This window comes from Crossiella sp. NPDC003009, from assembly GCF_053591555.1.
Genome location: NZ_JBSFUA010000011.1, coordinates 124,509 through 136,543 on the forward strand (window position 1 = coordinate 124,509; position 12,035 = coordinate 136,543).

At 71.7% G+C, this 12,035-nt stretch carries 14 protein-coding genes; 5 read left to right on the forward strand and 9 right to left on the reverse strand.

The window, feature by feature from the left end; genetic code table 11:
• Positions 1 to 27 precede the first annotated feature (27 nt).
• From ACWDY5_RS15065 to ACWDY5_RS15080, 4 genes are all read right to left on the reverse strand, one after another.
• Entirely contained in the window at positions 28 to 528 is a 501-nt protein-coding gene (locus ACWDY5_RS15065; protein WP_449722784.1) for a DUF1772 domain-containing protein, read from the reverse strand.
• Positions 529 to 654: 126 nt separating this feature from the next.
• Positions 655 to 1,185, reverse strand: coding sequence for a DinB family protein (locus ACWDY5_RS15070; protein WP_449722785.1), 531 nt, complete (start codon positions 1,183 to 1,185; stop codon positions 655 to 657).
• A gap of 61 nt (positions 1,186 to 1,246) precedes the next feature.
• Positions 1,247 to 2,134, reverse strand: a complete 888-nt coding sequence (locus ACWDY5_RS15075) for a DUF2268 domain-containing protein (RefSeq protein ID WP_449722786.1) — start codon at positions 2,132 to 2,134, stop codon at positions 1,247 to 1,249.
• A gap of 48 nt (positions 2,135 to 2,182) precedes the next feature.
• Entirely contained in the window at positions 2,183 to 2,506 is a 324-nt protein-coding gene (locus tag ACWDY5_RS15080; protein ID WP_449722787.1) for a cupin domain-containing protein, read from the reverse strand.
• Between the two features lie 70 nt (positions 2,507 to 2,576).
• Between ACWDY5_RS15080 and ACWDY5_RS15085 the strand changes: the two genes are divergently transcribed.
• Together ACWDY5_RS15085 and bdeA are read left to right on the forward strand one after the other, a co-directional pair.
• Positions 2,577 to 3,539 (forward strand): helix-turn-helix domain-containing protein, encoded by a 963-nt coding sequence (locus tag ACWDY5_RS15085; protein WP_449722788.1) that lies wholly within the window; start codon positions 2,577 to 2,579, stop codon positions 3,537 to 3,539.
• 899 nt (positions 3,540 to 4,438) lie between these two features.
• Positions 4,439 to 5,314, forward strand: a complete 876-nt coding sequence (bdeA, locus tag ACWDY5_RS15090; RefSeq protein ID WP_449722789.1) for a bis(hydroxyethyl) terephthalate hydrolase — start codon at positions 4,439 to 4,441, stop codon at positions 5,312 to 5,314.
• 126 nt (positions 5,315 to 5,440) lie between these two features.
• Here bdeA and ACWDY5_RS15095 read toward each other — a convergent pair whose 3' ends face one another.
• From ACWDY5_RS15095 to ACWDY5_RS15105, 3 genes are all read right to left on the reverse strand, one after another.
• Entirely contained in the window at positions 5,441 to 6,367 is a 927-nt protein-coding gene (locus ACWDY5_RS15095; protein WP_449722790.1) for an NADP-dependent oxidoreductase, read from the reverse strand.
• A gap of 88 nt (positions 6,368 to 6,455) precedes the next feature.
• Positions 6,456 to 7,400: an aminoglycoside phosphotransferase family protein gene (locus ACWDY5_RS15100; protein ID WP_449722900.1), complete on the reverse strand. Its 945-nt coding sequence runs from the start codon at positions 7,398 to 7,400 to the stop codon at positions 6,456 to 6,458.
• A 27-nt stretch (positions 7,401 to 7,427) separates the two neighbouring features.
• Positions 7,428 to 7,658 (reverse strand): hypothetical protein, encoded by a 231-nt coding sequence (locus ACWDY5_RS15105; protein WP_449722791.1) that lies wholly within the window; start codon positions 7,656 to 7,658, stop codon positions 7,428 to 7,430.
• 86 nt (positions 7,659 to 7,744) lie between these two features.
• Here ACWDY5_RS15105 and ACWDY5_RS15110 point away from each other — a divergent pair, with 86 nt between their 5' ends.
• A complete protein-coding gene (locus ACWDY5_RS15110) occupies positions 7,745 to 8,317 on the forward strand; it encodes a TetR/AcrR family transcriptional regulator (protein ID WP_449722792.1) in 573 nt (190 codons plus the stop codon).
• On the opposite strand, the gene ACWDY5_RS15115 is transcribed toward ACWDY5_RS15110, so the two are convergent.
• Positions 8,283 to 8,993, reverse strand: a complete 711-nt coding sequence (locus ACWDY5_RS15115; protein ID WP_449722793.1) for a TetR/AcrR family transcriptional regulator — start codon at positions 8,991 to 8,993, stop codon at positions 8,283 to 8,285. The two genes, ACWDY5_RS15110 and ACWDY5_RS15115, sit on opposite strands and share 35 nt — an antisense overlap.
• Positions 8,994 to 9,051: 58 nt before the next feature.
• Between ACWDY5_RS15115 and ACWDY5_RS15120 the strand changes: the two genes are divergently transcribed.
• Entirely contained in the window at positions 9,052 to 10,245 is a 1,194-nt protein-coding gene (locus tag ACWDY5_RS15120; RefSeq protein ID WP_449722794.1) for an alpha/beta hydrolase, read from the forward strand.
• Between the two features lie 16 nt (positions 10,246 to 10,261).
• On the opposite strand, the gene ACWDY5_RS15125 is transcribed toward ACWDY5_RS15120, so the two are convergent.
• A complete protein-coding gene (locus ACWDY5_RS15125; protein ID WP_449722795.1) occupies positions 10,262 to 11,182 on the reverse strand; it encodes an NAD(P)H-binding protein in 921 nt (306 codons plus the stop codon).
• Positions 11,183 to 11,246: 64 nt separating this feature from the next.
• Here ACWDY5_RS15125 and ACWDY5_RS15130 point away from each other — a divergent pair, with 64 nt between their 5' ends.
• The gene (locus ACWDY5_RS15130) at positions 11,247 to 12,008 is read left to right on the forward strand and encodes a crotonase/enoyl-CoA hydratase family protein (RefSeq protein WP_449722796.1); all 762 of its coding nucleotides are present in this window, start codon (positions 11,247 to 11,249) and stop codon (positions 12,006 to 12,008) included.
• The last annotated feature ends 27 nt before the right edge of the window (positions 12,009 to 12,035 follow it).

The window sequence follows — 12,035 nt, forward strand, 5'->3', positions numbered from 1 at the left end:
GTGTCCACTGTGGACCAGAGCGGGTGCTCACGCCACGGGCCGGGCGCGCAGGAGACGCACCAGTCCGGTGAAGGCCAGTGCCGCTGTCGCGCCGGTGAAGGCGACCCGGAAGTAGTGGCCGGTGACGAACTCCGCCGCGGTCTGGCGCAGGAACTCCGCGGAGTGCACGGCGAGGCCCTCGGTGAACATGATGGTGTTGCGCGGCCAGAAGAACAGCGCGGAGAACACCCCCTCCCCCAGCACCAGCGTCACCAGGCTGGCCACGAACCACCAGCGAACACCGGGCCGCCGCCACAGGGTGACCGCCGCCAGCACCGAGGCCGCCACGGTGGCCATGCCCAGCGGCCGGAAGACGTCACCAGGCCCGACCACCTGGAAGAAGCCCATGGACTCCGCGAGCGAGGCCGGTGGGTCGCGGAAGATGTTGGGGTAGAGCAGAACCGTCTCCACGACCACCCCGCCGAAGGCGATCATCACCACCCACACGTAGGCGATGGAGACGAGGTGGGCCAGCCGCGCGCCGCGCATGGAGTTCCCCCTGGAGATCCGGTGGTGCCGTCGGGGAAACGGTAGGCAGCGCGCGGCGGGAGCGCGTCCGTCCGGAATCGCGGGCCGGGTACGCGTTCGGACGTACGCGGCGGGGTCCGGGGTACGTCAGGCTGGCCGGGCGTGCCGGAGGTGGCGGAGCTGGCCGATCTCGGCGACGTTCTTGGTCAGCTCGACGGTCACCCAGCCCGCGATGTCGGCCAGGGTGAACTCCCCGCCCCACGGCAGGGTTCTGGTGCGTTCGGTGGAGTCCAGTTCGGCGTCGGTGAGCGGCAGCAGGGCGGCCCGCCAGTTGTCCTTGAGGCCGGTCAGCCAGGCGATCGCGGACTCGGCGCTGCCCGGCCAGGTGATCTCCGCGCGGGCCGGGGCGCCCGTGCCGAAGAGGTGGCCGTGCGTGGTGGTCCACCAGAAGCCGATGTGCCAGCTGACCCAGCCGATGGTGGTGGTCGGCGCGGGATCGGGCTCGGGCTCCACCCAGTCGGCGTGCCAGCGGCCGTCGGCGCCGGGGCGGACGTTCCAGCTGTTCGGGGCGGGTTCCCACAGGCAGGCGGTGTCGTCCAGCCCGGTCAGGTGGTGCTCGAACAGGGACCAGGCGATGTCGAGCTGCTTGAGTAGCAGGTCGACCCGGGCGGCAGTCATGCGTGCAGGGTGGCCGCGCCGTCCGGGTCCGGCAACCGGATTAGCGCCGGACCCGGACGGTTCAGCTCATCCGGTTCAACGCGGTGGCGATGATCTCCGCGCTCGGCGCGTGCAGGGCCTGGGCCGCGGTCTGGCCGGTCGCGGTCAGGTAGGCGTCAACCAGCCGGTTGCCCACGGAGTAGCCGGCGCCGGTGGGCAGGCCGACCGGGGTGGCGCCGAAGTGGGCCGCGATGGCGTCCCCGTGCACCCAGGCGGTGAAGTTCCGCATGCCGGTGACCTCCAGGCCGGAGACGACCTTGGCGAAGACCGCCTCGTCGTGCAGGTGCGGCACGCCGATGCGGGTGTGGCCGAGGTCCGCGCCGTAGAGCTGGCGGGCGAAGGCGTCGGCCAGGCCCTCGGAGACCACGTGCTCACCGACGTTGACCGTGGCCGGGTCCCACACCACGCCGCCGGGGCTGTAGCGGAGGTTGTGGTTGAGCTCGTGCACCACGGTCGCTTCCAGGCGATCGAGGTTCTCCGGGTACGGCCACAGCGTGATCACGATGAAGCCGGAGATGCCGCCGTTGCCGGTCACGCCGAGGCTGGGCCCCATGAAGGTGGCGTCGCCGGGGTCGCCGAGCACGAGCAGCACGGAGATGTCCGGGACCGCCAGCTCCGGGGTCGCCGCCAGCTGGACCTGCACGGCCTGGTCCAGGGCGCGCTGGAGCCGGGGCCAGGCGTCGGCCGCGGCCAGGGTGTCCAGCGCGTCCAGGCAGCGCTGCTCGTCGCGGTCCAGCGGGAAGCCCGCGGCGGCCAGGTGCATCGCGACCAGGTCGACCTCACCCGGGAAGTAGCGGTACATGCCCGCCATCGGTTCGAGCATGGCGCGCAGCAGCTCGGGCCGGTCGGCGACCGGGGCCCGCAGGATGCCGGTCATGGCGGTGTGGGTGTCGAGAACGGTGATCGTCATGTGCCGGACCCTAGGAGCTGACGTAGGTGGAGGTTCAAGTCCTGTGGCTCACCCCTCCGGGTAGAACAGGAACAGCGTGCAGCCGGTGGTGGTCTGCGGGACGTGCGAGGAGCCCGCGGGCGCGTGGATGAAGGAGCCTGCCGGGTAGTCCCGGTCGCCGTCGTTGAACACGCCGGAGACCACGAAGACCTCCTCCGGTCCCGGCTCGTGCACGTCGATCCCCTGCCAGCGGCTGTCCGGGTCCATCTCCAGCACGTAGGCCTTCGCGCCGTTGTCCCCCTGCCACAGCGGGCGCAACCGGATGCCGGGGAAGAGCTCCCGGACCGGGGCGTCCTGGACGGTGGACCACACGTAACCCTCTTCGGTCGTCATGCGCTCAGCCTGCCGATCCGCGCGCGGGCCGCCGAGTGTCAGGAAAGACATCATCCGGTACTTTTCTGCCATGCACCGGGTCGTGGCGCTGCTCCGCCCACCGCAGTCGACCTTCGAGCTCGGCTGCGCGGCCCAGGTGTTCGGCATCGAACGACTGGGACTGCCGACCCGGTACGCCTTCGAGGTGTGCACGGAGCACCCCGGCCCGGTCGCGACCTACGCCGGCTACGACATGCTGGTGACCGAGGGGCTGGCCGCCCTCGACCGGGCCGACACCGTGATCGTCCCCGGCTGGCTGCCCGTCGACGAGCCACCGTCGGGCGCGGTGGTGCAGGCGCTGCGCCGGGCACACGCCAGGGGTGCGCGGGTGGCCAGCATCTGCTCCGGCGCGTTCCTGCTCGCGCACGCGGGGCTGCTGGACGGACGGCGGGCGACCACGCACTGGGCGCAGACCGAGGAGCTGGCCGCCCGCTTCCCGCGGGTGCGGGTCGACCCGGACGTGCTCTACGTCGACCACGGTGACGTGGCCACCAGCGCGGGCGCGGGTGCGGGGTTCGACCTGTGCATGCACCTGGTCCGGCGGGACCAGGGCGCCCGGTACGCCGCGGACATCGCCCGGACCATGGTCATGCCGCCACACCGCGAGGGCGGGCAGCTGCAGTACTCGGCCCCGCCCCACCCGGCCCAGTTCGACGGCACGCTCGCACCGTTGCTGGACTGGGCCGCCGAGCGGCTGGGCGAACCGGTGACGGTGGAGAGCTTGGCGGTGCGGGCGGGACTGTCCACGCGGACGCTGGCCCGGCGGTTCGCCGAGCAGCTGGGCACCAGCCCTGGTCAGTGGCTGCTGGCCCGGCGGCTGGCCGTGGCGCAGGATCTGCTCGAGTCTTCGGATCTTCCGCTGGAGGCCATCGCGCGGCGGGTGGGGCTGTCCTCGGCCACGAACTTGCGCAGGCGGTTCGCGAGCGCGTTGGGGACCACGCCGGGGGCTTATCGGCGGGTGTTCCGGGATCGGGGACTGGCGGACAAGCACTGATCCGCTGTGGTGTGGTCTCGCCGTGCTCGAGGGCGGACGGAAGCTTTGGCCAACGCCGGAGCGGACCGACCAGACGCCGAACGCGCCGCATGCTCTGAGAAGCTGTTCGCATTTCTGCTGATGTTGCCTGGTGATCTGTCGGACGGGATGTTGCCGTTACCGTCGGGATGCCGGATCCGCAGGATGCCGGACGATCGCGCGGAATATCAAGTTCTTGACAGGTACGGTGACGTCGGCGTAGTTATTGAGCCGGGTATGCCTGAAGTCCGTGAAGTCGCTGAATTCCGCACGCCAGAAGCATGCGTCACCGGAAAGGATGGCTCCGGTGAGGTCAAGGTCGATATCCGGCCGGCTCCTGATCCTTGGTCGAGCCATCGCGGCTACCGGGGACGGCTCATGAACAGGGCTACCTCGTCCCGTAGTCGGCACCGTGGTCCGCCAGCGCCCGGCCCACGCCCTGGCCGCGGTGGGTGGCGGCGACCTCGAACACCGTGCTGGTGGTGAACGAACTGTCCACGGCCGAGAGTACGGGGGCTGCCGCCGGATTGGTCCAGCCGTACCGACCGGTCGGTACGGGTTGGTTCTGGACGTGTGGCGCTTGGCCGGCGTCAACTCGGTGAGTGGCGGTTCAGGAATTTGTCATTCGGGTGAGCATCCGGAGTGGGAGCAATATCAGCGCTGCGCGGAAGGTAGTAGTCCCGTGGACATGCGTTGCGCCGCAAGGGAAACTTTCGGTTGTTCCGAAATGGCGCTGCTGTTTCGGACGCCGGATTAACCGGTTCGGTGATGTGGGTCACAGTATGCCGTGAGTGCGGTTGTGTCGGCAAGGCTGTGGTCCGCGTCGCCGCGGAGTCCCCTGGGGACGGCCATCACCCCCTGCGAGCGAAAGCGCGAGTGTCATGACTCTTGCTTGTCTCCGTCCGGCCGCCGCCGCGTTGGCTGTGACGCTCAGTCTGTTGGTTGCGCCTGCGGTTCAGGCGCGGCCAAGTGCGGAAAATCCCTACGAGCGCGGTCCCGCGCCGACCGTCGCGAGCATCGAGGCCGCGAGCGGCCCGTTCCGCACTGCCGAGACGCGGGTGTCGGCGACCGCGGTACGTGGCTTCGGTGGCGGCACGATCTATTACCCCACCGACACCAGTCAGGGCACCTTCGGCGCCGTCGCTGTCGCGCCCGGCTTCACCGCGAGTCAGTCCAGCATGTCGTGGTTCGGCCCGCGTCTCGCGTCCCAGGGCTTCGTGATCTTCACGATTGACACCCTCGGCCGGTACGACCAGCCCGCCGCGCGGGGGGACCAGCTTTTGGCCGCGCTGGACTACCTCACCCAGAGCAGTTCGGTCCGTGGGCGCATCGATGGCTCCCGGCTGGGAGTGATGGGGCATTCCATGGGCGGGGGTGGCAGCCTGGAGGCGGCGAAGGACCGGCCCACGCTGCAGGCGGCGATTCCGCTGACGCCCTGGAACGGCACCAAGAACTGGCCCTCCGTGCGGACGCCCACGCTGATCATCGGCGCGGAGCGTGACTCGGTGGCGAGTGTCGCCGCACACTCCGAACCCTTCTACACCAGCCTTCCCTCCACTCTGGACAGGGCGTACCTAGAGCTGGCCGGTGCCAGTCACTTCGCCCCGAACATCGCGAACGTGACCATCGCCAAGTACAGCATTTCCTGGCTCAAGCGGTTCGTGGACAACGACACTCGCTATGAGCAGTTCCTGTGCCCGCTTCCGAGTGGCAGTGCGATCTCGGAGTACCGCGGCAACTGTCCGCACCAGGGCTGAGCGTTGGGCGAGCAGGCCCCGGGTGGAGGCACGGGGCCTGCTCCCGCTGGCGCACCGGTCAGAGACTCGCGCAGGTGAGCGCCATCGCGGAGGCTGCGGTTAGCTTGAGGCCGAGTTGCTCATCGCCTAGTCCACGAGCAGGACCAGTTTTCCGCGGACGTGGCCGCCCTCGCTGGCGCGGTGCGCGGCCGCGGCTTCGGTCAGGGGATAGGTGCGGGTGACGGGTAGCTTGATCTTTCCGGCGGCTACCAGGGCTACCGCGTCGGACAGGGCGCCGGGGACTTCTTCGGCGGGGCCGCCCCAGCTGGCTCGGACGCCGAAGTCGGCGGCTTGGCCATCGACGATGGTGAGCACGCGGTCGGGGCCGCCGGTGAGGGCGAGCAGGGTGGGCAGGCCGCCGCGGCCGGAGAGGTCCAGGGCCGCGTCCACGCCCTGCGGGGCGAGCTCCTTGACCCGTTCGACCAGGCCTTCGCCGTAGCGGACCGGGTGGGCGCCCAGGCCGCGCAGGTAGGCGTGGTTGGCTTCGCTGGCGGTGCCGATGACGGTCACGCCGCGTTCCCTGGCCAGCTGCACGACGAAGGTGCCGACCCCGCCCGCGGCGCCGTCGACCAGCAGGGTCTCCCCCGCTTTCACCTCGGGCAGGGCGAGCACCCGGTAGGCGGTGGTGGCCACCCCGGGCAGGCCGGCGGCGGTGGGCCAGTCCAGTTCGGCGGGTTTGGCGGTGAGCTTGCCGGGGGTGGCCAGGGTGTGGATGGCGTAGGAGCCGGTGGCGGCCGTGCCGAGCACCTCATCGCCGATGGCGAACTCGGTGACCTCCGGGCCGACGGCCTCGACCACGCCCGCGACGTCCGAACCGGGGACGGCGGGGTAGGTGGCGGGCATGCTGGGGAAAGCGCCGGCGCGGACCTTGGTGTCGAAGGGGTTGACCCCGGCGGCCTTGACCCGGATGCGGAGCTGGCCGGGGCCGGGTTCGGGGAGATCGCGCTGGGCGGCGTGCAGCACCTCGGGGCCGCCGTGCTCGGTGAAGACGATGGCGGTGGACTGCTCGGGCATGGGGGTCCGTTCTGTGGCTTGGGGCGGCTGTCTGGGTCGAGCCTGCGCTGTGCCGGTGCGGCACGCCAGCCACGATCGGGTTGAGAGGTCAGGCCAGGTAGCGCTCCATCGCGGCGGCGATGGCGAGGTGGTCGGGGACCAGCTTGCCGTCGTCCTCGTCCTCGATGTGCCACAGGCTGTTCTGCAGCACCCGGCCCACCGTCCAGCGCGCGGCGCGGGCGCGGTCCAGGCCGAGATGATCGGTCATCAGGTCGAAGCGGCGGCGCAGCGCGCGGGGCACCTCGCCGGTGGCCTCCAGGGCCTCGAACCGGCTCTCCAGCGCGGGGAACAGCTCGAAGCCGGGGTCGCCCGCGAGGGGTTTCGGGTCAATGGCCAGCCAGGGTTCGCGGTCGGCGCCGGGCAGCGGGGCCAGCACGTTGTCGTAGTGCAGGTCCCACAGCAGCAGGCGGTCGCCGGGTTCGTCGAGCACCTCGCCGACGATGGCCGCCCAGGAGTGCAGCCGGGCGGCGTCGGCCGGGTCGGCCAGCCGGGTCGCCTTGCCGGGGGTGTCGGCGAGCATGGCGGCGGCGATGTCGCCCAGCCGCCGCATTTCCGGTGGGGCCTGGCGCTGGACCAGACGGCCGAGCAGGCCGGTGAGGATGGTCAGGGCCTGCTCGGCGTCGGGCAGCGCGGACAGCGGGCGGCCGGCGTCCAGGCGTTCCAGCAGCATGGTGCAGGTGGGCTCGTCAGCGGCCAGCAGGCGGACGATGCCGTCACCGTCCCAGGTCCGCAGGGCCAGCGGCTCGCCGCGGTTCTCCTCGTTGGGGCGCTGGAGCTTGAGCACCGCCGGGAGGTCCCCGGGGGTGCGCACCGGCAGCACCAGGGAGGCCATGCCGTGCATGGACTTCCCGTCCAGGCGCAGGTCCCAGCGGTCCAGGAAGTCCATGGCCAGCGCGGGCAGCCGCTCGACCCACGCCCGGCCCTCGTCGCCGTCGAACTTGGCGTACATCTCGGCCAGTTCGGCCGGCACCTCGATGATCGTCATCAAGTCGATTATTGGGGCGGGGCCAAATGGTTTTCGCTAGCGGCGCTTGCGGAGCTCCAGCAGCGCGATGAGCCCGATCGCGGCGGCGATCACCAGCAGTGGGGCCAGGTACCCCATGGCCCCGGTCGGCTCGCCGAAGATCCAGCGGAACGGCCCGCTGTGCCGGCCCTCGATCAGCCAGCGCACCAGTGGCACCGCGCCCAGGGTGATCCCGGCCAGGGCGATCAGCCCCTGCGCACCGTCCACAGCGGACACACTCTTGGCCATCTGCTCTCCTCCCGCGGGCAATACGATCGTACTGTAGACCACCTCCCGGCCGATCTTCAATACGGTCGTATTGATAGTCTGGGGCGGTGGCCGAGGAACAGAAGTCCAAGATCGCCGAGGCGATGTGGCGGCTGGCCGCCCGCGCCGGGCTGGAGGCGGTGAGCGTGCGCGAGGTGGCCGCCGAGGCCGGTGTGTCGGTCGGCCGGGTGCAGCACTACTTCCGCAACAAGGACGCGCTGCTGCTCTACGGGCTCAAGCTGGCCGGGCAGCGGATGGAGCTCCGCATCGCGGACCGGCTCAGCGGGCTGGCCGGGTCGCCGGAGCAGCTGCTGCGGGCCGCGCTGGAGGAGGTGCTCGGCGACGATCCGGACACCCGGCAGGCGATCAGGGTCAACGTGGCCTTCCTGGGCAGGGCGATGGAGGACGTGGCCATCGCCGACGTGCTCTTCCAGGACAACGCGGAGCTGCGCGCGCTGGCCACGCACGTGGTGTGGCAGGCCCAGCAGGAGGGCCGGGCGGCCGGGCTGGACCCGGAGCGGGAGGCGCGGATCATCTGGTCGCTGGCCGACGCGCTGACCATCGAGCTGGCCTGCGGGCAGCTCACCGGGGCCGAGGCCACCGAAACTATGCGCTACCACCTGGACCGGGTGCTGCGGTAGGCAACCGCGCGGCGAGCGTGGTCAGGAATGCCTCCAGGGCCAGCTGGAACGGGCTTTCCCGCATCTGGGTGACCAGTTCGGCCGCGCTGGCGGTGATGTTCGGGTACCGCTGCGCGGGCAGGGTGGCGTAGACCTCGCGCCAGATCTTGTCCTCGGCCTGTTCGGCGGTGTGCACGGCCGCGTCCAGGGCGGCGAAGGAGAGCGCGATGCCGATGAAGCAGCGGTAGTGCCGGACCGCCTCGGCCGGTGGAAAACCGGCCTCGCGCAGGATGCCGAGGATGGTCTCCACCGCGGCGGTCTCGTGCTCGCGGCCGGTGACCCGTGCGGTGACCAGGGCGGCGGCCCTGGGGTGCGCGAGGTTGGCCCGGTAGATGCGCTCGCCGAGCGCGCGCAGGTCCGCCACGCAGTCGCCGGTGGTGCGGTGCCCGGCGAAGGTGCGGCCGATCAGCTCGTCGGTGATGGCCAGCAGCAGGTCGTCCTTGCCGGTGAAGTAGCGGTACACCGCGGTGGCGTCCGCGCCGAGGGCCGCGCCGAGCCTGCGCAGGGACAGGCCGTCCGGGCCGTGCAGCTCGATCAGCCGCAGCGCGGTGTCGATGATCAGCTCGGCGGAAAGCAGCTGGCCGCCCTGGGTGCGCCTGCGGCGGGTGCGGTGCTCGGGAACGCGCTTCGGAGCCACCGGCGCAGCTTATGTCAACACCATTGACGTTAGGAGCCGCGATCTCTTTCCTGTCCGCATGCGTGATGCGGGCAGGCGGATGGCGGCGGTGCTGGTGCTGGGACTGCTGGCGGCCTGCGCGCCGCCGGCGGAGGACGCGACGGGCAAGGCCAAGGCGGCCGAGGCCGCCAACGCACTCCCCCGCGACGGGTTCTACGAGGTCAGCCCGGATGGGGCCGCCCCGGGCACGGTGCTGCGCGCCGAGCGGTTCACCGGCTGGCGGCTGCCGCCGGGAGCGAGCGGGACCAGGGTGGTCTACGACTCGCGGTCGGCGGCGGGCACACCGGTGGCGGCCTCGGCGGCGGTGCTCACCCCGGCCGGGAACCCGCCGGGCGGGGGCTGGCCGGTGGTGGCCTGGGCGCACGGCACCAGCGGGGTGGCCCGGCAGTGCGCGCCCTCGCTGATGAAGGACCTCTACTACCCGGAGGTCATGGCGGACTGGCTTGGCCGGGGCTACGCGGTGGTGGCCGCGGACTACTCGGGGCTGGGCGCGGGTGACGGGCACGAGTACCTCACCCTGGCCGCCAACGCCCAGGACGTCCGGTACGCGGTGGCCGCGGCCCGGCGGGCGGTGCCGGAGCTCGGGGCGCGCTGGGTCGCGGTCGGGCATTCCCAGGGCGGGCAGACGGTGTGGGGCGTGGCCCGGCAGGAGGTGACCGAGCCGACCGGGGAGTTCCTCGGCGCGGTCGCGCTGGCACCCGTGACGCCCTATGACCGGTTGCAGGAGCGGGTCGCGGACAACCCGGGCCAGGGGCAGTACCTGGCCTATGCGGCGAGTGCGATCGCGTTGCGGCACAAGGACTTCAGCCCGGCGGACATGTTGAGCGAGGCGGGGTTGCGGGACTATGAGAAGTACCTGCGGGAGGGGTGCTGGGGTTACGGCCGGGCGGTCAGCGGCACCGCGACCTCGCGGGAGTTGTTGCGCCCCAACTGGTCTGCGCATCCGGCCGCGCGCGCCTTCATCGAGGGCAACCGCTACTCCGGCGGCGCGCTGGCCAGGCCGATCCTGGTGGTCGCCGGGGCCTCGGATGTGGACGTGGCCGCCGACACCGTCGCCGAGGAGGCCAGGAAGCAGTGCGCGCAGGGCACGGCGGTGACCTATCGGGAGTACCCCGGCGGGCATGACGGGGTGCTCGGGGAGTCCTCAGCTGAGCAGGAGCGGTGGGTGCGGGAGCGGTTCGCCGGGGTGGCCGCGCCGCGGGTGTGCCCGTAGGACCGAGATGACACGTTCAGCCGAGGAGGTGGACGTGGTCGGCCAGCCAGTCGGCATAGCCACGCGGTGGGCGGCCGAGCACGCGGGTGGCGGTGGTGACGCCGAGGTCGAGCCAGCGGCGATACTCCGGGTCGTCCGGGTTCGCCGCCCAGTCCGCCTTGCCGGCCAGCCACTGCTCGATCTCCTCCTCGGCCATGCCCTGCCGCCGGGCGCGGTCGGCGGCCTGCCGCGGGGTCAGTTCCTCGAAGGGGATCTCCCGGCCGAGCGCCTGCCCGATCAGCTGGAGCTGCGCACGGAGGCTGATCGGCTCGCCGTGCACAGTCAGCGTCTGGTTTGTGTGCCCGTCCTCGAACAGCACCGCCATGGCGATCGCGGCGAGATCGTCCTCGTCGAGGAAGGGACACGCACTGTCCGGGTACGGTTCGCGGATGACCTCGCGGTCGCGGATCGCCGCCGCCAGGTTGGCACGGGACCGGGGATAGCCGTCCCGCAGGGTCTGGCTCATGGTCGGCGACGGTTGCAGGTGGGTCCACTGCGCCCCGCTGCGTTCCACCACCACCTCGATCGCCAGCCAGTACCACGACTCCGGCTCGAACTCGATCTCCACGTCGGGCCCGTGTGAGGACAGCACCGCGATCCGCTGCACACCGCCCTGCCGGGCCAGGGTGACCGCCTGCCGGACCGTTTCCGGGACCGCCCCCGCCAGGAACATCCGCTTGATCCCGGCAAAGGCGGCCGGCACCTCCCCCGGCCGAGCGACATCGCCCACCACGATCTCGGCGCCCGGCGGCCAGCCCGCTGTCTCCGATGGCGGAGCCAGCACCCGCGTTGGCTCTCCCGCGGCGAGCAGGCGGGCCGCGAGCGGACGTCCGACCGGTCCGGTCGGGATGTGCCCCGGATAGTCACGCTCTTCCACCACGGTGATCAAAGTCGTCACGTGGAGTCCCCCCTTGAAGCTTGGCGAGTTTCCGGCCCGGAACACTGAATACTAGGGTTTGCCCATGTCGGTGCGCGTGGAGCGGCAGGGGCCGGTCAGCACGGTGGTGCTGTCCCGGCCGGAGAAGCGCAACGCGGTGGACGGGCCGACCGCGGCGGCGCTGGCGGCGGCCTTCCGGGAGTTCGACGCAGACCCCGATGCCGCGGTGGCGGTGCTGTGGGGTGAGGGCGGCACGTTCTGCGCCGGGGCGGATCTCACCGCGATCGGCACCGAGCGCGGCAACCAGGTCACCGCTGAGGGCGACGGTCCGATGGGGCCGACCCGGCTGCGGCTGGGCAAGCCGGTGATCGCCGCGGTCAGCGGGCACGCGGTGGCCGGTGGGCTGGAGCTGGCGCTGTGGTGCGACCTGCGGGTGGCCGAGCAGGACTCGATCTTCGGCGTGTTCTGCCGGCGCTGGGGGGTGCCGCTGATCGACGGCGGCACGGTCCGGCTGCCCCGGCTGATCGGGACCTCGCGGGCGATGGACCTCATCCTCACCGGCAGGCCGGTGGACGCCGCCGAAGCCGAGCGGATTGGGCTGGTCAACCGGGTGGTGCCGCCGGGACAGGCGCGGGCCGCGGCCGAGGAGCTGGCCGCGCGGCTGGCCCGGTTCCCGCAGACCTGCATGCGGCGGGACCGGTTGTCGGTGCTGGAGCAGGACGGTCTTGACGAGGACGCGGCCATCGCCAACGAGCTGCGGCACGGGTTCGTCTCGCTGGCCTCCGACGCGCTGGAAGGCGCGCGGCGGTTCAGCGGCGGGGCCGGGCGGCACGGCGAGTTCGAGTAGAGCTCGGGGTGCGGCTGACGGAGGAGC